The organism is Hypericibacter terrae, from assembly GCF_008728855.1.
Classification (GTDB): domain Bacteria; phylum Pseudomonadota; class Alphaproteobacteria; order Dongiales; family Dongiaceae; genus Hypericibacter; species Hypericibacter terrae.
The window spans coordinates 2,144,288-2,164,275 of sequence record NZ_CP042906.1 but is presented as its reverse complement, the minus strand read 5'-3'; the positions used below and the strand labels follow the sequence as shown (position 1 = coordinate 2,164,275).

At 66.3% G+C, this 19,988-nt stretch carries 14 protein-coding genes; 11 read left to right on the top strand and 3 right to left on the bottom strand.

All coding sequences use genetic code 11. The features are described 5' to 3' along the window. Positions 1-4: 4 nt before the first annotated feature. The gene (locus FRZ44_RS09905) at positions 5-1,690 is read left to right on the top strand and encodes an ArnT family glycosyltransferase (protein ID WP_191908514.1); all 1,686 of its coding nucleotides are present in this window, start codon (positions 5-7) and stop codon (positions 1,688-1,690) included. Continuing rightward, a complete protein-coding gene (locus FRZ44_RS09900; RefSeq protein WP_151177028.1) occupies positions 1,674-2,363 on the top strand; it encodes a phosphatase PAP2 family protein in 690 nt (229 codons plus the stop codon). The genes FRZ44_RS09905 and FRZ44_RS09900 overlap by 17 nt, the downstream gene beginning before the upstream one ends. On the opposite strand, the gene FRZ44_RS09895 is transcribed toward FRZ44_RS09900, so the two are convergent. The 3 genes from FRZ44_RS09895 to FRZ44_RS09885 form a co-directional block, all read right to left on the bottom strand. Next, positions 2,360-2,563: a hypothetical protein gene (locus FRZ44_RS09895; protein WP_151177027.1), complete on the bottom strand. Its 204-nt coding sequence runs from the start codon at positions 2,561-2,563 to the stop codon at positions 2,360-2,362. The genes FRZ44_RS09900 and FRZ44_RS09895 overlap by 4 nt on opposite strands. Positions 2,564-2,765: 202 nt before the next feature. Further along, the gene (locus tag FRZ44_RS09890) at positions 2,766-3,551 is read right to left on the bottom strand and encodes an enoyl-CoA hydratase-related protein (RefSeq protein WP_151177026.1); all 786 of its coding nucleotides are present in this window, start codon (positions 3,549-3,551) and stop codon (positions 2,766-2,768) included. 25 nt (positions 3,552-3,576) lie between these two features. Continuing rightward, positions 3,577-6,153, bottom strand: coding sequence for an MMPL family transporter (locus FRZ44_RS09885; protein ID WP_151177025.1), 2,577 nt, complete (start codon positions 6,151-6,153; stop codon positions 3,577-3,579). Positions 6,154-6,411: 258 nt separating this feature from the next. On the opposite strand from FRZ44_RS09885, the gene FRZ44_RS09880 reads away from it, so the two are divergent. The 9 genes from FRZ44_RS09880 (at position 6,412) to FRZ44_RS09840 (ending at position 19,691) form a co-directional block, all read left to right on the top strand. Continuing rightward, positions 6,412-7,215 carry a phytanoyl-CoA dioxygenase family protein gene (locus FRZ44_RS09880; protein ID WP_151177024.1) on the top strand — a complete coding sequence of 268 codons (804 nt, stop codon included), beginning with the start codon at positions 6,412-6,414 and terminating at the stop codon, positions 7,213-7,215. Between the two features lie 125 nt (positions 7,216-7,340). Then, positions 7,341-8,708, top strand: coding sequence for an aspartate aminotransferase family protein (locus FRZ44_RS09875; RefSeq protein ID WP_151177023.1), 1,368 nt, complete (start codon positions 7,341-7,343; stop codon positions 8,706-8,708). Positions 8,709-8,715: 7 nt separating this feature from the next. Continuing rightward, positions 8,716-10,116 carry a glutamine synthetase family protein gene (locus FRZ44_RS09870; protein ID WP_151177022.1) on the top strand — a complete coding sequence of 467 codons (1,401 nt, stop codon included), beginning with the start codon at positions 8,716-8,718 and terminating at the stop codon, positions 10,114-10,116. A 159-nt stretch (positions 10,117-10,275) separates the two neighbouring features. After that, a complete protein-coding gene (locus FRZ44_RS09865; protein ID WP_407658079.1) occupies positions 10,276-10,578 on the top strand; it encodes a DsrE family protein in 303 nt (100 codons plus the stop codon). Between the two features lie 155 nt (positions 10,579-10,733). Beyond that, positions 10,734-11,588 (top strand): SDR family NAD(P)-dependent oxidoreductase, encoded by an 855-nt coding sequence (locus FRZ44_RS09860; RefSeq protein WP_151177020.1) that lies wholly within the window; start codon positions 10,734-10,736, stop codon positions 11,586-11,588. Position 11,589: 1 nt separating this feature from the next. Then, positions 11,590-12,315 (top strand): glutathione S-transferase, encoded by a 726-nt coding sequence (locus FRZ44_RS09855; protein WP_151177019.1) that lies wholly within the window; start codon positions 11,590-11,592, stop codon positions 12,313-12,315. Between the two features lie 47 nt (positions 12,316-12,362). Beyond that, positions 12,363-13,214, top strand: coding sequence for a class I SAM-dependent methyltransferase (locus FRZ44_RS09850; protein ID WP_151177018.1), 852 nt, complete (start codon positions 12,363-12,365; stop codon positions 13,212-13,214). A 65-nt stretch (positions 13,215-13,279) separates the two neighbouring features. Beyond that, entirely contained in the window at positions 13,280-14,140 is an 861-nt protein-coding gene (locus tag FRZ44_RS09845; RefSeq protein ID WP_151177017.1) for an MBL fold metallo-hydrolase, read from the top strand. 253 nt (positions 14,141-14,393) lie between these two features. Beyond that, positions 14,394-19,691: a hybrid sensor histidine kinase/response regulator gene (locus FRZ44_RS09840; RefSeq protein ID WP_151177016.1), complete on the top strand. Its 5,298-nt coding sequence runs from the start codon at positions 14,394-14,396 to the stop codon at positions 19,689-19,691. Positions 19,692-19,988 lie beyond the last annotated feature (297 nt).

Below are 19,988 nucleotides of genomic sequence, written 5' to 3'. Positions count from 1 at the left end.
CGCGATGGCATCGCCGAGCGCGATCCTGGACCATCCGCGGAAGGGCTCGTTGCTGCTCGCGGTCGTGGCGCTTCTGTGGCTGCTGCCCGGCTTCTTCAGCCTGCCGCCGATCGATCGCGACGAGTCCCGCTTCGCGCAATCCACGCGCCAGATGATGCAGAGCGGCGACCTGATCGATATCCACTTTCAGGATGTGCCGCGCTACAAGAAGCCGGTCGGGATCTACTGGCTGCAGGCGGCGGCCAACTGGGTCACCGGCGGTTCATCCGATGAGCCGAGCATCTGGCGTTTCCGCCTGCCTTCGCTCGCGGCGGCGCTCGCCGCCATATTGCTGACCGCATGGATGGGTCGCCTGCTGTTCTCGCCCCCGGTCGGATTCCTGGCGGGGCTCGTGCTCGCCGCCGCACCGCTGTTCGGAATCGAGATCCGTCAGGCGACGACCGACGCCGTCCTGCTGGCGCTCGTTCTCGCGGCCATGGTGGCGCTGCTGCGCGTCTATCTCGCGGAGATGCGGCCTGCCGGTTCTTCGCCCCCGGGCCTCGGCAATGCCTTGATGTTCTGGATTGCCATCGGCGCGGGGATCCTGGTCAAGGGCCCCATGATCCTGTTCTTCGTCGGCCTCACGGCCCTGGCCCTGGCGCTGCTCGAGAACCGCGGGCGCTGGCTGTTGCGGCTCTATTCGCTGCCGGGCGCCCTCCTGGCGGCGCTGCTGGCGGCGCCCTGGTTCTTCGCCATCATGGCCAAGAGCGGCGGGGCCTTCGTCCAGCAATCCATCAAGCATGATTTCTTCGACAAGATCCTCGGGGCGCAGGAGGGCCATGCGGGGTTGCCGGGCTACTATGCCGCCACGCTCTTTCTCGGGCTCTGGCCGTTCGCGCTGCCGGTGGGATTGGCCATGTTCCGCCTGGCGCGCCGGCGCGGCGAGCCCGAGATCCGCTTCTGCATCGCCTGGCTGATCCCGGCCTGGCTGATCCTGGAGATGATCCCGACCAAGCTGCCGCATTACGCGCTGCCGCTCTATTCGGGGCTGGCGCTGCTGACCGCCTACTCGATCAGTCAGAACCTGTCGTCGATCTCATCCTCCATGCCGATCTGGCAGCGGTCGCTGGGCTATCTCAATCTCGGCGCGACCATCTTCATCGGCCTCGTCATCGCCGGCATCGGCCTCTGGCTGCCGCGGTTTCTCGGTCAACCCATCGATCCGCTGGCTTGGCCCTATGCCTTCGTCATTGCCGCCGCAATGCTGATCGGCAGCCTCATGACGGCGCGTGGACGGGCTTTGCAGGGTGTGGTCTGTCTCCTGGTGGCGAGCCAGCTCGCGACCCTCTCGGTCTATGGCCGGCTTCTGCCCAATCTCGATGTGCTCTGGCCCAGCCGTATCGTGGCCGAGGCGATCCGAGCCTATGCCACCTGCCCCGCGCCCCGTCTTGCCAGCGCCGGGTTCAATGAACCCAGCCTCGTCTTCATGTTGGGCACCGAGACGCAGATGACCGACCCCGGCCAGGCCGCCGCCTCGCTGGCCGATCATGCCGGCTGTCGTTTTGCGCTGGTCACCGAGGAGGCCCGCGCCGCCTTCGATGCGGCCTCGGCGAAGGCTGCGGTCTCGACCGAAATCCTGGCCCAGTTCGACGCGTTCAATTACAGCAAGGGCGATTGGCAGCGCCTGACCCTCTATGCCCCAGGCCCCTGATTCCTCGAGCGCGAAACGCCGGCGCGCGGCCGTCGTCCTGACGGCCCTGCTGGCAACATTGTCGATCCCGCTCTTGATGCTGTCTGTGGACCGGCCCGTAGCCCTGGCGATGGAGGCCCTGCCCGGCTGGTTCAGAAACCTGGCGGGCGATATCACCTGGCTCGGAAAGTCTCTTGGTTGGCTGCTCCTGAGCGGGGCCATGGCGCTCTTCTGGGCCTGGCGCGCCGGCCGGGCCGAACGCAACGGTCCGCTTTGGTCACGGGAGAGAAAACGGGCGATCGCGGCGGCCTTCCTGTTCGCAGCCGTCGCGGTGGCTGGAATCGTGACCAACCTGATCAAGATTCTGATCGGGCGTGCGCGGCCCAACCCGTTTCTCCAGGAGGGAATCTATGGATTTCACCCCTGGCATCTCGACGCCGATCTGCGCGGATTCCCATCGGGTCATGCGACCACGGTCTTCGCCCTGGCCTTCGCGCTCACGATGATCCGGCCGCACTGGCGGTTTCCCGCCTTTGCCGTCGCCATGGTCATCGCGGCGACGCGCGTCATCGTCAACGCGCATTTTCTCAGCGACATCGTCGGCGGAATGGTGGTGGCGCTGCTGACGGTCGTCTGCCTCGGATCTCTCTTCGAGCGCCTCGGCTGGCGCGTCGCCGCTGAGGCCGATCGCTAGAAGCCCAGGACCGCGCCATAGAACAGCAGTCCGATCAAGGACAGCAGCGAGACGCCGGTCGTCGTGACGAAGATCAGCAGCAGGCGGCGAAGATTCTGGCCGGGGCTCACCGGGTCGCGCACCGGGGCATACCCGCGCGCCGCTTCCGCGCGGCGGTTGAGCTCCGTCGATTCCAGGCCGAAGATCCGAACGGTAGCCATGATGGTTTCCTCGGGGCCGGTCTTCCGCACGCATCCTGGCGCGGAGAGACCGCCGGTGAGAACTATCGCTTGGCTATCGTTTCTATAAGCTAAAGACAGCGAAAAATTGCTGTATTTACGGCATTTTCACGATGTTTAGCCGGGCCGGCCCGAGACTTAGCGGCAGAGCGGCGACGCTGCGACGGCTCGGCCCGCAGGGCGCTCAGCGTCCCTTCCAGACCGGCGGGCGGCGTTCCTGGAACGCCTTCGGGCCTTCCCAGTAGTCCTCCGAATCGCGCATGCGCTGATATTCGGGGACCGTGCCGCTGGCGAGGAGCTTGTAGCCCTCCTCGACCGACATCGCTTCGGTCGCCTGCATGACGGCCTTGGCCGCCATGACGGCCAATGGTGCGGATTTGACCAGATCGGCGGCCAGCGCCCGCGCGGCAGTCATCAGGTCGGAGAGCGGCACCAGCCGGTTGAGCAGGCCATGGCGATCGGCCTCGGCGGCGCTCATCTTGCGCCCGGTCAGGATCAGCTCGTTCGCGAGCGACCGCGGCAGGCGCTTGGGCAGGCGCAGCACGCCGCCGCCGTCGGGGATCAGGCCGATCTTGATTTCGGGCACCATGAACTCGGCGCTCTCGGCCGCCACGATCAGATCGCAGGCCAGCGCCAGCTCGAAGCCGCCGCCGGCGGCGATGCCGTTGACGGCCGCGATCACCGGCTTGCGGAGATTGAACATCTCGGTCAGCCCCGCGAAGCCGCCCCGGCCGAAATCCTGATCCGGTGCCGCCGCCTTCAGATCCCAGCCGCCCGAGAAGAAACGCCCGGCCGCGGTCACGATGGCGACGCGCAAGCTCGGGTCGTCGCGATATTCCGAGAAGATCTCGCCCAGCCGCTGGCTCAGGCCCGGATCGATCGCATTCGCCTTCGGCCGGTCCAGCGTGACCTCGATAACCTGGTCGTGGCGCTCGGTACGCACGCCTTCGGCATAGCTCGTGACGGTCATCGGAAGCGGTCTCCTCTGGTTCGGATCATTCGGGGCGGGACGGCGGCGGGCCCATCAGGGCCGGCAGGAACAGGAAGATGGTCGAGAGCATGATCAGGAGCGCCACCAGCAGCAGCAGGCCCATGCCGGCCGTGCCGGGATGGGTGGAAAGCGCGAGGCTGCCGAAGGAAGCGGCCGTGGCGAGCGCGCTGAAGAGCACGGCCCGGGCCGTGCTCGAGGTGAGCGGGTGGGTCACGCCCTTGCGCCAGTTGACCACGAAATAAATGGTGAAGGCGACGCCGATGCCGAGCAGCAGCGGCAACGCGATGATATTGGCAAAGTTGAATTCGAGGCCTGTCGCCACGCAGACCAGGATGGTCGCGAACCCGGCCACAAGGATCGGCGCCAGCACCAGCAGCACATCGCGCAGCCGGCGCAACAGCAGTCCCAGCAGCAGCGTGATGGAGATCAGGGCGATGATGGTGGCGACGCGGAAGGCATTGGAGACCGCGCGGCCCGCCTCGTAGATCTCGACCGCCGTCCCGGTCGCGTCCGGCGCGACGGTGCGCGCCGCCGTCACCAGCTCGGTCACGGTGTTGTTGTCGTTGCTGTCGCCCGAGGGCATGGCCTGGACCCGCGCCCTTCCGTCGGGCGCGATCCATTCGCGACGAAGGTCCTCGGGCAACTTGCTCAGATCCAGCGGCTCGGCGGTGAGGGCCAGCGCCAGCATCTTGAGACGTGCATCGAGGCCGGCGACCAGCACCTCGGTCAGTTGCGGAAACAGCTTTGCATCTCCGGTGGCGGCACGATCGAGGGCGGCCGCCAGACGCTGGGCCACGGGCAGGTCCGGCAAAGCGTGGCGCAGTTTCTCGGCGCAGTTCTTCATCGAGGCGCGGATTTCGTCGTCGGTCGGCGGCGGTTTGGTCTCGGTCGTGTCCAGGGTCGGGCCGATCAGGAACTGCAGGTCGCCGATGACGGCGAGCTTGGCGTCCTGGTCTTGCGGAATGAAGCTCTCGGCGGTCAGCACCGCCGAAACCTCGGGCAGAGCCGAGAGCTTCTTGGCGATGTCCTGGGCCGCGTCGATGTTGGGTGCCAGCACCTGGACCGAGAATGGCGAATAGAGCGGATCGCGCATCAGATCGAGGATGGTCGCCATCGATTCGACCTTGCGATCCCGCAGATGCAGCGGGTTGTAATCGAACTGCAGCCAGAAGGCGGCCACGAGCCCCAGCACGGTCACGAGGCCGAAGGCGGCGAGGATCCAGCGGCGTTGCTTCAGCAGGAAGTCGTCGATCGAGGAAGCCCAGCGATATCCCATCTCGCGCGGCGCGCCGCTGGGCTTGAGCAGAGCCAGCAGGGCCGGCAGCAGCGTCAGATTGAGGATGAGGGTGATGATCATGCCGGCCGTCGCGATCAGGCCCAGCTCCGAGACGCCACGATAGTCGGTCGGGAGGAAGGAGGCGAAGCCGACCGCGATCGCCACGGCGGCCAGGGTCAGGGGTCGCGCCATGGCATAACCGGTGCGCCGCAGCACCGTCGACGGGTCGGCGTCGAGAAATCGTTCCTGCCCGAAACGAACGCCGAACTGGATGCCGAAATCGATCGACAGCCCGATGAACATGACGGCGAAGGCGACCGAGATGGGATTGAGCGGATTGACCGTGAAGGACGCGAAGGCAAAGGTCAGCACCAGCCCGACCAGCAACGTGATGAAGCTCGCCACGATCAGCTTGGCGGAGCGCAGCGCCACCAGCAGCAGCAGGAGGACCAGCGTGATCGAGATCGTGAGCGCGGTTCCCAGCCCCTGTGTGGCCGTCTGCAGCTCTTCGTCCTGCAGCGCGACGGAACCCGTCAGCCGGACGGTGACGCCCTTGTCCGGCGTCAGTCCCAGGGCTCGGGCCTCATCGCGGATGAATTTGGAGGCCGCCGCCGCCGTCGAGAGCGCGCTGAAATCCCGCACCGGCTGCGTCAAGATGAGATGTCGCAAATCGCGCGGCTCGACCGGGCGGTCCATCAGCAGCGTCTGCCAGGAGACCGGCTTGGGCTTGCCGTCGAGCGTGCTGGTCAGCGAGGCCTCGATCGCGTCGAGCGGGCGCTGAATCATGGCGAGGCCCGCCGACTGGCTGGCAATGCCGTCGGCCGCCAGCGCCAGCATATCGAACAGGCCACGCAGGCTGGGATCCGCGCGCAGGCTGCCGATGAAGGGCTGCGCCGTCGCGATCGAATCCGACATCTTCTGCAGGGTATCCAGCGGCAGGAACAGCAGGCCATAGCGCTGGAAGAAGGGCCCGCCGTCGGGGCGCCGGACGCTGATGAAATGGTCCGGGGCCGCCGCCAGTTTCTCATAGAGCGCCTGGGTCGCATCCTCGGCCTGGTCCGGGGTGCTGCCGTCGACCACGATGACGAGCTGGCCGCTGTCCTGCGGGAAGAGTTTGTCGAGCGCCGCAGATTGCTGGCGCCAGGGCAGCTTGCTCGAGATCATCGCCGAGGTGTCGCTGTTCATCTTGAGCGTATGAACGACATGGACCCCGGCCCATAGGGTCAGGAGGGCCAGCAGCGGCACCACGAGCAGGGCGCGGCGGGCGCTCCAATCGACCAGGGCAGCAACAACGCGCTCGAGCATGAAACCAGGGTTCTCTAGAGGATAGGGAGCCGGCGCCAAGGGAGCAGCGCGCCATCTTATCGGCCGGCGGGCTGTCGCCGACCCGGCGGGGAGCGCGTCCGTCGCTCCGGCGCCGGAGTCTTGATACCGGTTGCGGGCCTCCTATGCCAGCCCCGGTGGGGTTTCGGCAACTGGCTTCGCGAGCGAAATTCGTTAAACTTGGCGGGAGCGCCGATCCTGAAATCGATCGGCCGTCCTGCTTTTCCCGAGGTGACTGCCATGAACCGGGTGGATGCGGCCCAGATCCGGGACTTCCAAGAGGAGGGCGCCGTCGCCCTGCGCGGCCTGTTCCGCGAATGGGTCGAGCCCTTGCGCGCGGGCATCGAGCGCAATATCGCCGAGCCCAGTGCCATCGCGCGCATCTATCCCGCCGCCAACGGCTCGGGGCTGTTCTTCGGGGACTACTGCAACTGGAGCCGTTTTGCCGAGTATGCCGATTTCCTGCGTCACTCGGCCCTGGCCGAGACCGCCGCACAGCTGATGGGCGCCAGCACCGTGCGATTGTTCCACGAGCATGTGCTGGTGAAGGAACCGGGCACGGACATGCCCACGCCCTGGCATCACGACCAGCCCTACTACAGCGTGGACGGTCGGCAGAACTGCAGCGTCTGGGTGGCGCTGGATACGGTGCCGCTCGATACCACCGTCCAATTCGTCGCCGGCTCGCATCGCTGGGGGCGCTGGTTCCGTCCGGAGAAATTCGACCGCACCGCCCTCAATCAGGATGACGGGCTGGAGCCGGTGCCGGATATCGATGCCGAGCGCGGCCGCCATCGGATTCTGAGCTGGGCGCTGGAGCCCGGCGATGCGGTCGCCTTCCACTTCCTGACGCTCCACAGCGCACCCGGCAACCGCGCGGCGGGCCGGCGCCGGCGCGCCTTCTCGGCCCGCGTCGTCGGCGACGATGCGCGCTGGGCCGTGCGCAAGGGCAAGACCTCGCCGCCTTTCGCCGGCGTGACGCTCGGCGCCGGCGAAGCCCTGCAGGGTCCTGAATTTCCAGTGCTTTATCCGCGGCCGGCCTGATCGGGGCCGGCGCCCCACCCGGACGGGGGGTTGAAGGCGGCGCAAGCCTCGCTTATGGCTCTTCAGCGCCTGGGGCACGTCCTTCCGTCCCGCCCCGGTCTTGCCAGCCCAAGGAGCCTGTCGTCATGACCGACCGCATGGCCGGTATCGCCGCTTTGGCCGTCAGCACGATGACGGAGCGCGAGCGGGCCCATTTCGCCCAGAGCCATCCGAAGTCGCACAAGCTCGCCCAGGAAGCGCATGCGCATTTTCCGGGCGGCGTGCCGATGAGCTGGATGACCGACTGGTCGACGCCCTACCCGATCTTCGCCAAGCGCGCCTCGGGCGCGCAGATCTGGGATGTCGATGGCAACGCCTATTCGGATTTCTGCCTGGGTGACACGGGCTCCATGTTCGGCCATTCGCCGGCCCCCGTGGTCGAGGCCTTGCGCGAGCATGCCGACAAAGGCCTGACCTACATGCTGCCGACGGAGGATGCGATCGCCGTGGGCGAGCTGTTGTCGCATCGCTTCGGCCTGCCCTACTGGCAGATGGCGACCACGGCGACCGACGCCAACCGCTTCGTGCTGCGTCTCGCGCGCGGCATCACCGGCCGGCCCAAGATCCTGGTCTTCAACGGGTGCTATCACGGCACCGTCGACGACACCTTTCTGCGCCTCAAGGGCAATCACGAGGTGCCGCGCCCCGGCCTGATCGGCCAGGTTCAGGATCTGACCGCGGTCGCGACCGTGGTCGAGTTCAACGACATCGCGGCGCTCGAATCGAAATTGATGGAAGGCGATATCGCGGCCGTGATCTGCGAGCCGGCCATGACCAATATCGGCATGGTGCTGCCGGATCCGGGCTTCCACGAGCAGCTGCGCGAGCTGACGCGCCGCCACGGCACGCTCCTGGTGATCGACGAGACCCATTGCATCTCGACCGGCCCCGGCGGCTATACCCGCGCCTATGGGCTCGATCCGGATTTCCTGACGCTCGGCAAGCCGATCTCGGGCGGCATTCCCAGCGCGGTCTACGGCTACACCGCGGACGTCGCTCATCGCATCCGCAAGGCCCAGCATGCCGCGCCGCACGGGCATAGCGGCATCGGCACCACGCTCTCGGCCAATGCTCTCTCGCTGCGACTGATGCGGGTCGTGCTCGAGCATGTCATGACGCCGCATAACTACAGCCTCATGGAAGCGATGTCGAAGTCGCTGGCCGATGGCGTCGAGAAGATCATCAAGTCGCGTGCGCTGCCCTGGCATGTGGCACGGGTCGGCGCGCGCGCCGAGATCGTGTTCGCGGCCAAGCCGCCGAAGAACGGCACCGAAGCCGCCGCGGCGCTGATCGAGCCGCTCGAGAAGGCTGTCCATCTCTATCTCCTCAATCGCGGCGTGATGATCGCGCCCTTCCACAACATGACGCTCTGCTGCCCGGCGACCACCAAGGCCGACGTCGAGAAGCTGGTCACGGCACTCGGCAGCTGCGTCGACGAACTGAAGAAGAATTGAGCCCGCCATGAACCCCAAGGGCCTTGCCCCCCATTCCAATATCGGCGCCTCGCCCGAGGAAGCCGAACGTTTCCTGGCGGCGCATCCCGAAATCGCCGGCGTCGACCTGATCCTGACCGATCCGGGCGGAGTCATGCGCGGCAAGAACATCCGCCGCGAGGAGCTGATGGCGATCTATCGCCATGGCCGCTACATGCCGGGCTCGATCCTCAGCCTCGACATCACGGGCGAAGATGTCGAAGAGACCAACCTGGTCTGGGCCGATGGCGATGCCGACCGGCTCTGCCATCCGGTGGCCGGAACGCTGGCGCCTGCCCTCTGGCGCGAGGAACCGACGGCCCAGGTGCTGCTCGCCATGCATGAGCTGGATGGGCGGCCCTATCACGCCGATCCGCGCCACGCGCTGGCGCGCGTGGTCAAGCGCTTCACCGACCAGGGTCTGACGCCCGTCATGGCGGTCGAGCTCGAATTCTACCTGCTCGACACCAAGCCCGGCCCCGACGGCAAACCGCGGCCCGCCCCCACGCCGGGCGGTCATCGCGCGCGCCATATCGAAGTCTATGACGTCAATCTCCTGGGCGAGATGTGGCCCGTCTTCGCCGAGATTCACTCTTGCGCCAAGGCACAAGGCCTCCCGGCCCAGACGGTGATCCATGAATATTCGCCGGGCCAGTGGGAGATCACCCTGCTCCACCGCGCCGACGCCATGCGGGCGGTCGACGAGGGGCTGATGTTCAAGCGGCTCATCCGCGGCGTCGCCGCCAAGCACGGCATGCAGGCCTGCTTCATGGCGAAGCCCTTCGCGGGCCGCGCCGGCTCGGGCATGCATATCCATCTCAGCATCGCCGACAAGGACGGCAACAATCTCTTCGCCGACGGCGACAAGCCGGAAGGCAGCCTGATGCTGCGCCATACCATCGGTGGCATGGCCGCGACCATGGCCGAATCGATGCTGATCTATGCGCCCAACGCCAACAGCTATCGCCGCTTCCGGCGTACCTCCTACGCGCCGGTGGCGCCGACCTGGGGCATCAACAACCGGTCGGTGGGTTTGCGGATCCCTGCGGGCCCGCCCTCGTCGCGCCATATCGAGCATCGCCCCTCGGGCGCCGACGCCAATCCTTATCTCGCGGTGGCGATGGCGCTCGCCGGCGCCCATTACGGCATCGAGCGCAAGATCGATCCGGGTCCGCCCATCACCGGCAACGGCTACGAGCAGGCCAAGCTCGGCGCCCTGCCGCAGCATTGGTCGGAAGCGATCGAGGCCGCCGAAAACTCCGAGTTCCTGAAGGAATATCTCGGCAAGGGTTTCTTCGACGTGTTCCTCGCCATCAAGAAGGCCGAGCTCGACCGCTTCATGGCCGAGGTGACCGAGCTCGATTACCAGTGGTATCTGCGCACGACGTAAGGCGCCGCCCAAAGTAAGGAGCTGCCGGAGAATCTGACGCTGCATGCGGGTCGGTTGTGGCAAACTTTCTTCGCCCATTCCCCATCCGATTAATGTGCGAGGTATGTCATGCACTTTGTCCTTTCCGGAACTTGGGGGCCGACGGACCCCACCCGTGCGATGCTGCCCTTTCTGTTCGCTGCCTCGGCCATCCAAGCTGGCGACAGCGTCACCCTGATGTTGTTTCACGATTCCGTTTTCATGGCCGTCGAAGGCGCTGGCGCCAAGCTGATACCGGTCGGTCCGCCAAACCGCTACGAAGAGGTAGCGGCAAACCCGAAGGTCACCTTATGGGCCTGCCGCCCCTGTGTCGAAGCCCGTGGTCTGCCCGGGGCTTCTCTCGATAAACGGGTCAAACTCGGCGGCATGAACGAATTTCATGCTGCAGCCAAGCAGTCCGACACGCGTGTGATCAGTTTCTAGCAACATGACCTGAGTTTCGTCGGCTCGGCAAAGCCATCGCCATTGAGAGCTTGCCAGAGCGAGTGTCCGTCGCACAGGCCGGCCGAAGATGCACCGCCCAATCCCAGATAGGGCGCGAATGTTCCCCTGAGTTCGGTCTCGAAGAGGAAATCGTCATGCAAGATCATCCCGCGCTTCGTCCTGGCGCCACCGCCGTCATCACGGGGGCCGCCAGCGGCATCGGGCTGGCGGCGGCCAAGCGCTTCGCCTCGCTCGGCATGAAGGTCTGTCTCGCCGATCTCGGTGGCGAGCGCCTCGACCGGGCGGCGGCCGAGGTCGCGGCGCTCGCCCCCGGCGGCAAGGCGGATCTGCGCGCGATCCCGACCGATGTCAGCAAGCTCGAGGAGGTGCAGCGCCTGAAGGACACGGCTTTCCGCGAATTTGGCGGGGTGGCGGTCCTGATGAACAATGCCGGCATCGGCAACGGTGGCGGCCCTTGGAAGAATTACGACCGGTGGCGCCGGGTGCTCGACGTCAATCTCTGGGGTGTCATCAACGGCGTCCAGACCTTCGCGCCCGCCATGATCGCGCAAGGCAAGCCGGCCGCCATCGTCAATACCGGTTCCAAGCAAGGCATCACCACGCCGCCCGGCGACACCGCCTATAACGTGTCCAAGGCCGGCATCAAGGTGCTGACCGAGGGCCTTGCGCATGAACTCCGCAACACCGAAGGCTGTCAGGTCACCGCGCATCTGCTGATCCCCGGCTTCACCTTCACCGGCATGACGGGCGCCGCCGAGAAGCCGCCCGCCGCCTGGACCGCCGGCCAGGTGGTCGACTTTCTGTTGCAGGGCCTGGCGAGGGGCGATTTCTACATCCTCTGCCCCGACAACGATGTCAGCCGCGCCACCGACAACAAGCGCATCCAATGGGCGGCCGAAGACATCATCAAGAACCGCCCGGCCCTGTCGCGCTGGCATGCCGACTACAAGGACGCCTTCGCCGCGTTCATGCAAGGCGGAGACAAATGAGATGCGTTACGAGCTCTATTACTGGCCGTCGATCCAGGGCCGCGGCGAGTTCGTCCGGCTCGCTCTCGAGGAAGCAGCCGCCGATTATGTCGATGTCGTCAGCCAGTCGGGTGCCCGCGGCGGCGTGCCGGCCCTGCTGCGATTCCTCGAAGGCCGCGCCATCGAGCATCAGCCCTTCGCGCCGCCCTTCCTGAAGGCTGGCCGGCTGGTGATCGGCCAGACGGCGAACATCCTTTTCTATCTGGGCGGGCGGCACGGGCTGGCGCCGGAAACGGAAACCGGCCGGCTCTGGACCCATCAGCTGCAGCTCACCATCGCCGATCTCGTGCAGGAAGTTCACGACACGCATCATCCGATCTCCACCAATCTCTATTACGAGGACCAGCGCCTGGAGGCGCGGCGGCGCGCCCATGATTTCGTCCGGACCCGCGCGCCCAAATATCTCGGCTATTTCGACAAGATGCTGGCCCGCGGCAAGAAGGGGGCGAGCTACATCGCAGGCCCGCAACTGACCTACGCCGATCTGTCGCTATTCCAGATGATCGAGGGGCTGCGCTACGCTTTCCCGCGCGCCATGACGCGGATCGAGCGCAAATGCAGCCGCGTGGTCGAGCTCCATGACCGGATCGCCGCGCGTCCCCGGATCGCGGCCTACCTCGCCTCGAACCGGCGGCCGCCCTTCAACGAGGAAGGCATTTTCCGGCACTATAAGGAACTCGACGTCTGAGCATGAACCCGCCGTCCTATCGGACGGCGAGCGACAGGGAGACGGCCATGGAAGCCGACGCGCGCAACGCCGAGCAGGTCGAGTTCTGGAACGGACCGGGCGGCCGCCATTGGATCAAGCTGCAGGAGATGTGGGATATCGTGCTCGGGCCCGTCGGCATGGCGATCTTCGAGCGCGCCGCCGTGCGGCCGGGCGAGCGGGTGATCGATATCGGCTGCGGCTGCGGCGGCACCACGATTGAGCTCGGCCAGTCGGTCGGCCGCACCGGGGAGGTGCTGGGCCTCGACATCTCCGCACCGATGCTGGCGCGGGCCGAGGAACGGCGGCCAAAAGGCATGCCGATCCAGTTCCTGCAGGCGGATGCGACCACCCATCCCCTGTCCCCCGGTCATTTCGATCTGCTGTTCTCGCGCTTCGGCGTGATGTTCTTCGCCGAACCCGCCCGCGCTTTCGCGAACCTGCGCCGCGGTTTGAGACCGAAGGGCCGCCTCGCCTTCTCCTGTTTCCGAGATTCCAAGGACAATCCGTGGATGCTGGTGCCGCTCAAGGCCGCCTATGAGCATGTGCCGCCGTTGCCCAAGCTGGGACCCGAGGATCCCGGTCCCTTCGCCTTCGCCAGCGAGGAACGGGTGCGCCGCATCCTGGGCGATGCGGGCTTCGGCGCCATCCGGATGGAGCCGGTCGATCTCGCCTTCGACCTCGCCGCCGGCCGCGGCCTCGACGCCGCGGTCGCCGCGACCCTGGAGATCGGGGCCACCAGCCGCGCCGTCGACGGCCAGCCGCCCGCTGTCCGCGACGCCGTGGCGGCCTCGGTGCGCAAGGTCCTCGCGCCCTATCAGCGCGGCCCGTCGGTGCCGCTCCCCGCTGCGCTCTGGATCGTGACCGCGATCAACCCCTAGCCTTTCGATGGAACTTTTCGCCGGGAAATGAGATAGAGGTGGCCCCGCCGCGCGACAGGTGATTCATGAATCCGACCATCCAGTCCTTCTTTCATGAACCCACCTTCACCGTCTCCTATCTCGTCTCGGACCCCGACAGCCGCAAAGCGGCCATCGTCGATCCGGTGCTGGATTTCGATCCCAAGTCGGGACGCACCGGCCATAAATCGGCCGACGGGATCCTGGCCGCGGCGGCCGCCGGCGGCATGGAGATTGCGTGGATCCTCGAGACCCATGTCCATGCCGACCATCTGAGCGCCGCCGCCTATCTCAAGGAAAAGACCGGCGCCCGAACCGGCATCGGCCGCGCCGTCAGCGAGGTCCAGCGCTATTTCAAGCCGGTCTTCAACGCGACCGATCTCGAGCCCGACGGGCGGCAGTTCGATCGGCTCTTCGCCGACGGCGATCGCCTGCTCATCGGATCGCTCGAGCTGCAGGTGATGCACACGCCCGGCCACACGCCGGCCTGCATCAGTTATCTCGCCGGCGATGCAGTCATCGTCGGCGACACGCTCTTCATGCCCGACTACGGAACGGCGCGCTGCGATTTCCCCGGCGGCAACGCCCGCCAGCTCTATCGTTCGATCCGGCGCCTGTTGGCGCTGCCGCCGGCGACGCGCATCTTCCTCTGTCACGATTACAAGGCCCCCGGCCGCGATCATTTCGTCTGGGAGACGACCGTGGCCGAGCAGCGCGCCCGGAACATCCATATCCATGACGGGATCGACGAGGCCGCCTTCGTCGCCATGCGCGAAGGCCGCGACAAGACGCTCGACATGCCGGCCCTGATCATTCCCTCGATCCAGGTCAATATGCGGGCGGGGCAGATGCCGCCGCCCGACAGCAACGGCACCGTCTACCTGCGGATGCCGCTGAATCGGCTGTAGCGGCCCGGCCGGGGTCGGGGTGCCGGTAAAATCGACCCATTATCAATAACTTGCCGTCGATTAATTGATCTTTACGAAATCTTGCGACACTGGCCGGTCCAGGGGTCCGCAAGACCACCGCGGATTGCCCGGCCACGCGGCGGGAGAGCGCCGCGATCGGATCGGGAAGAAACCGGCCGTCGCGTGCCAGCCGGCATTGCGATGACGCGGCCGCGGTCTCCGCGCCGCCACTGACGGATAAGTTTTCAGGTCGATGATGCCACTGCCGAAGCTGCCGAATCCGATTTCCGTCAAGTTGCGCGCGCTGGAAGCCGCGCCAGCGTCGACGGCTATGCCGAGCGAGACGGCGGCGGAGATCATGCTGCGGCGCGCGCAGCGCATCGGCCGCCTCGCCTTCTGGCATCTGTCGGGTCCGGTCGCCGACAACGGCCTGCGCATGGCCTGCACCTACTCGGACGGCATCGAGCAGATCTTCGGCGTGAATCTCAACGAGCCGGGCTACGACACGCTCGATTTCGTGGAGCGGTTCGTGCATCCCGACGACCGGGATCGTGCGCGTTCCATCTTCATGCGCTTCCGGCGCCGCCAGCTGCTGCAATATTCGATCGAATTCCGTATCCGCCATGCCACCGGAGACTGGCGGACGGTGCACGAGGCCGGCGAATGGGATCTCTCGCCGGAAGGATCGCCCGTCGCCGCCGCGGGCGTCGTCCAGGACATCACGGACCGCAACCAGCTCGAGGCGCGCCTGCGCCAGAGCGAAACCCTGTTGGCTTCCGCGCAGCGCATCGCGCGGGTCGGCTCCTGGCGGTGGACCGCCATCGGCGAGGATCCCTTCGCCTTTCACGGCGAGTACCATCATTCCCAGGAGGTGGCCGATATCTTCGGAGTCTCGATCGCCGAGCTCGACATCCCGCCGGAACGGTTCCTCGAGCGCTTCGTCCATCCCGAGGATCGCCAGCGCGTCATGGATGTCTGGACCGTGTTCCGCAGTCCCGGCCATCCCTCGCTCGAGATTACCTACCGGGCCCGGCGCGCCGACGGCGAATGGCGCACCCTGCGCGAGTTCGCCACCTGGGATCATGGGCCCGAGGGTGAGCTGACGGGCGTTGCCGGCATCGTCGAGGACATCACCGAGCGGCTCGATGCCCAGATGACCGAATGGCGGCGCTCCGCCATGATGGCGCGCGCCCAGAAAATGGCCAAGCTCGGCACCTGGACCTGGCGTTGCGGGCCGGATGGGAACGGCCTTCCCGAAGCGATCGAGTTTTCGCCGGAAGCGGCGGAAATCCACGGCGTTCCGGCCGCCGAACTGGCGCTCGCCGGGAAGGAATATGCCGCCCGGTTCGTCCATCCCGACGACCGGGCCGGTTTCATCGCGACGCTCGCGCGCTTCCTGAAACGCGACATTGCCAGCTATTCGCTGCGCTATCGCATTCGGCATTCTTCCGGCGAATGGCGGACCATCCACGATGTCGCGGAGTGGGATTTCACTCCGGACGGGCTTCCGCTCGGCACGACCGGAGTCCTGCAGGACATCACCGAGCGCCTGGCGGTCGAAGAGTCGATGCGCCGGCACACGGCCCAGGTCCATCGCGCCCAACAGCTCGCGCGCATCGGCCATTGGCAGTGGACCGAGGGCAGCTGGGACGGCACCCCGTCGCCGATCATGGAGTGGTCCGATACCGCGGCGGAAATCCACGGCGTCGACAAGTCGCAGCTTCAGATCACCTCGCGCGAATATCTCAAGCGCTTCGTTCACCCCGCCGATCGGGCCAAGGTCGCGGATGCCTTTCGCCGGTTCAGCCTCCATGAGATCGAGCGCTATGCCATCGAGTTCCGCGTCACCGACGGCAAGGGCGGATGGCGTCATCTCCGCGAGATCACGGCCTGGGACTATGACGAATCCGGCCGGTCCGTATCGGCCACGGGGGCCTTCCAGGACATCACCGAGCAGGTCGACAGCAAGCGGGCGCTCAGCCGCAGCGAGGAGATGCTTCTGCGCGCCCAGCGCATCGCCAAGCTCGCCTATTGGCATTGGCATGGCGATCCGACCGTGGAAGATCCCAGCCAGGCGCCCCACATCTACTCCGATTCCATCAGCGAGATCTTCGGGGTCGGGCTTACCGAGCTCGAATTGACCGACGCGGAGTTCGTGGAGCGGTTCCTCCATCCCGACGATCGTTCGCGGTTTGGCCAGATACTCGCCGACTTCTGCGCCTGCAAGCTGCGTTCCTATTCGGCCGAGTACCGCATCCGCCACGCCAATGGCGAATGGCGGACCGTGTGCGACAGCGGCGAGTGGGAATATGGCCCCGATGGCCGCGCGACAGGCGCATCCGGCGCCATCCAGGACATCACCGAGCGCGTCGAGACCAACCGTGCCCTGCGGCGCAGCCAGGAGATGCTGACTCGCGCCCAGGAGATATCCAAGCTCGGTTATTGGCACTGGGCCTTCGATCCCACCTTGCCCGATCCGCGCAACGCCCCCTATGTCTATTCTCCGTCGATCGCGAAGATCTTCGGGATCCCGCCGGAAGATTTGCGCGGCACCGATGAGGAATTGATCGATCGCTTCCTACATCCCGCCGACCGCGAGCGCGTGCGGAAGGTGTTCGACGCATTCAACACCGAGAAGACGCGAACCTATGCCGTCGAATACCGGGTTCGTCATGGCGTGACGGGCGATTGGAGGATGGTATTCGATACCGGCGAATGGGACTACGGACCGGACGGATGCGTCACGGGCGCGTCGGGCGCGCTCCAGGACGTCACCGACCGCAGCAATGTCGAAACGGCATTGCGTGAGAGCGAGAGGCTGCTCACGCGCGCGCAGGAGGTCGCCAAACTCGGCTATTGGCGCTGGCGCCCCAGCCCGGACAGCAATGAATGGCATGAGGGCGCGATCTACTACTCGGACACCGCAGCCCGGATTTATGGCGTGCAGCCCAGCGACCTGATCGTGCCCGACCGCCAGTTCGTGGTGCGTTTCGTCCATCCCGACGACCGGGCTCGGATCCAGGACATCTATGACCGCTTCTTCCTCGAGGGCGAACGGCGCTACGAGGCCGAATACCGGATCCGCCATGGCGAGACCCAGTGGAAGTGGATCCACGAGATCGCCGAATGGGACACGGACGACGATCATCGTCTGGGCGCGACCGGCGTGATCCTCGACATCACCGCGCGCGTCGAATCCGACCAGGCCCTGCGCCACAGCGAGGCACTGCTGGTCCGTGCCCAACGGACGGCCCGCGTCGGTCATTGGGTCTGGCGCGCCGGCGCCACCGATCGGCCCGTCGGCCAGGGCGCGGCCCACTTTTCGGCCGTGGCGGCGGAAATCTTCGGCGTCGATCCGGAGGAGCTGCGGGTCCCGACCGAGGAATGGGTCCGCCGTTTCGTGCATCCGGAGGATGCCGCGCGGGTTCTCAACATCCTCAAACGTTCGCTGACCGGCGAGCTGACCCGTTACGAGATCGATTATCGCGGGCGCAACAGCGACGGCACCTGGCGCTGGATCCACGAGATCGCGCAGTTCGACTACGATGCCGCCGGCAATGTCGCCGGCGCAACCGGCGTGCTGCAGGACGTCACCGAACGGGTCGCGGCCCAGGCCGCCTTGCGGCGCAGCGAGGCGCAATTGAAGCGCGCCCAGCAGATCGCCAAGCTGGCCTATTGGCATTGGAACATGGACGCGTGGCCCGATAGCTGGCAGGCCGCAACCTCGCATTACTCCCCGGAAGCCGCCGCCATCTTCGGCGTTCCGGTCGAGCGTCTGGCACGGATGAGCAACCTCGAATATCTCGAGCATTTCGTGCATCCGGACGACGGGGCCGCCCTCAAGCTGGTGTTCGACGATTTCGTCGCCATGCGCATCCTCACCTACTCGATCGAGTATCGCATCCAGCATGCCGGCGGCGACTGGCGCACCATCAGCGAGCGCGGCGAGTGGGACCGGACGCCGGACGGCAAGATCGCCGGCGCCACCGGCACGATCCAGGACATCACCGAGCTGCGCGAAGCGGAGCGCGCCCTCAAGGAGGGGGCCGCCCGCCTCAAGCTCATGACCGACCATCTGCCGATCTCGATCGGCTATATGGACATGGACGAGCGGCTCCAGTTCGTGAATGCGACCGCCGAGCGCTGGTACGGCAAGCCGGCCGAGGAACTGGTCGGGCAGACCATGCAGGAATTCATGGATGCCGAAACCTATCGCTTCATGCGGCCCTATGTCCGCGAGGCGAAGGCCGGCAAGGCGGTGAAGGTGCAGCTGCACCGGCAGTATCCCGCCGGCCCCCCGCGCGACATCGAGATGCTCTATGTCCCGCATGTGGACGCCAACGGCAAGGTTGCCGGCTTCTTCGGCATGGCCTTCGACATGACCGAGCGCCTGACCATGGAAGCCCAGCTGCGCCAGGCCCAGAAGATGGAGGCGGTCGGCCAGCTCACCGGAGGCGTCGCGCACGACTTCAACAATCTGCTGGGCGTCATCGTCGGCAACCTCGATCTGCTGGCCGCGCAGATGCCGGGCGGCACCAAGGCCCAGTCGCTGCTGTCAACGGCCCTCGACGCGGCCGAAAGCGGGGCTGCGCTGATCCGCCGGCTGCTCGCCTTCTCGCGCCGCCAGATGCTCCTGCCCAAGGCCACCAATCTTTCGGAACTGGTGGGCGGCATGATGGTCCTCATGCAGCGATCGCTGGGCGAATCGATCTCGATCGAGACCCGGATACAGCCGGGCCTCTGGCCAGCGCAGATCGACGGCGGCCAGCTCGAGGCCGCGATCCTCAATCTCGCCATCAATGCCCGCGACGCCATGCCGATGGGCGGCGAACTGGCGATCGAGCTCAACAACGCGACCATCGAGGAAGATGCGGTGGCAGCGGACAGCGAGGCGCTGCCCGGCGACTATGTGCGAATATCCGTGCGCGACACCGGCACCGGCATCCCCCCGGAAGTCCTCCCCCGCGTGCTGGAGCCCTTCTTCACGACCAAGGAAGTCGGCAAGGGAACCGGTCTGGGCCTGAGCATGGTCTATGGTTTCGTCAAGCAGTCGGGCGGCTTCCTGCAGCTCGACAGCCGCGTCGGCGAGGGCACCGTCATCAGCCTCTACCTGCCGCGCGCGCCGGTCTCTCTGACGGCGGCCGACGCTCCCGCCTCCTCGCATCGCAGCCTGCGGGGCGAAAGCGAGACGGTGCTGGTCGTCGAGGATCGCCCCGACATGCGGGCCTATTCCGCCGAGGCGCTCCGCGCCCTCAATTACGAGCCCCTGGAGGCAGCCGACGGCCCCACGGCCCTGGCGTTGCTCGAGCAGCGGCCCGACATCGCGGTGCTGTTCAGCGACGTCGTGCTGCCGGGGGGCATCAGCGGCTTCGAGCTGGCACGCATCGCGCGCGAACGCCGGCCCGGCATCCTGGTGCTGCTGACCTCGGGCTTCAGCGAGCGGGCCGCGGGAAGCCGGGGCGACGAGGCCGAGGCCATGCTGGACAAGCCGTTTCGTCCCAGCGAGTTGGGGCGTCGTCTTGCCACGTTATTGGGACGCGGCAACCCCTGATGCCGAATTTCCCTGGCTGGTTGCCCCCCTGGTTTGACGTTCAACCAAGGGCCAGAATCCCATGGAAACATGGGCAATTCAGGAATTTCGTTGACTTATCGTCCCCTTACGGCCATATCTTCCCGCCGCAATCGAGTTCTGGCGTGTCTTGCTGCCCAAGGCCTGTGACGGACTAAAGCCGTTTTGGGTCCACCCCCCGAGGGGGTGCGCATTCAAGTCAACTCCTAGACAGGTTGTGAATGCCAAAGGTCACGCGGTCGTCGCGTGGCATATGGCGATGCGCATAGACGCTCTAGA

Excerpts from the sequence above, each read along its gene's own strand:
- FRZ44_RS09905 (WP_191908514.1), top strand. The coding sequence starts at position 5 with ATGGCATCGCCGAGCGCGATCCTGGACCATCCGCGGAAGGGCTCGTTG.
- FRZ44_RS09900 (WP_151177028.1), top strand. The coding sequence starts at position 1,674 with ATGCCCCAGGCCCCTGATTCCTCGAGCGCGAAACGCCGGCGCGCGGCC.
- FRZ44_RS09895 (WP_151177027.1), bottom strand. The coding sequence starts at position 2,563 with ATGGCTACCGTTCGGATCTTCGGCCTGGAATCGACGGAGCTCAACCGC.
- FRZ44_RS09890 (WP_151177026.1), bottom strand. The coding sequence starts at position 3,551 with ATGACCGTCACGAGCTATGCCGAAGGCGTGCGTACCGAGCGCCACGAC.
- FRZ44_RS09885 (WP_151177025.1), bottom strand. The coding sequence starts at position 6,153 with ATGCTCGAGCGCGTTGTTGCTGCCCTGGTCGATTGGAGCGCCCGCCGC.
- FRZ44_RS09880 (WP_151177024.1), top strand. The coding sequence starts at position 6,412 with ATGAACCGGGTGGATGCGGCCCAGATCCGGGACTTCCAAGAGGAGGGC.
- FRZ44_RS09875 (WP_151177023.1), top strand. The coding sequence starts at position 7,341 with ATGACCGACCGCATGGCCGGTATCGCCGCTTTGGCCGTCAGCACGATG.
- FRZ44_RS09870 (WP_151177022.1), top strand. The coding sequence starts at position 8,716 with ATGAACCCCAAGGGCCTTGCCCCCCATTCCAATATCGGCGCCTCGCCC.
- FRZ44_RS09865 (WP_407658079.1), top strand. The coding sequence starts at position 10,276 with ATGCTGCCCTTTCTGTTCGCTGCCTCGGCCATCCAAGCTGGCGACAGC.
- FRZ44_RS09860 (WP_151177020.1), top strand. The coding sequence starts at position 10,734 with ATGCAAGATCATCCCGCGCTTCGTCCTGGCGCCACCGCCGTCATCACG.
- FRZ44_RS09855 (WP_151177019.1), top strand. The coding sequence starts at position 11,590 with ATGCGTTACGAGCTCTATTACTGGCCGTCGATCCAGGGCCGCGGCGAG.
- FRZ44_RS09850 (WP_151177018.1), top strand. The coding sequence starts at position 12,363 with ATGGAAGCCGACGCGCGCAACGCCGAGCAGGTCGAGTTCTGGAACGGA.
- FRZ44_RS09845 (WP_151177017.1), top strand. The coding sequence starts at position 13,280 with ATGAATCCGACCATCCAGTCCTTCTTTCATGAACCCACCTTCACCGTC.
- FRZ44_RS09840 (WP_151177016.1), top strand. The coding sequence starts at position 14,394 with ATGATGCCACTGCCGAAGCTGCCGAATCCGATTTCCGTCAAGTTGCGC.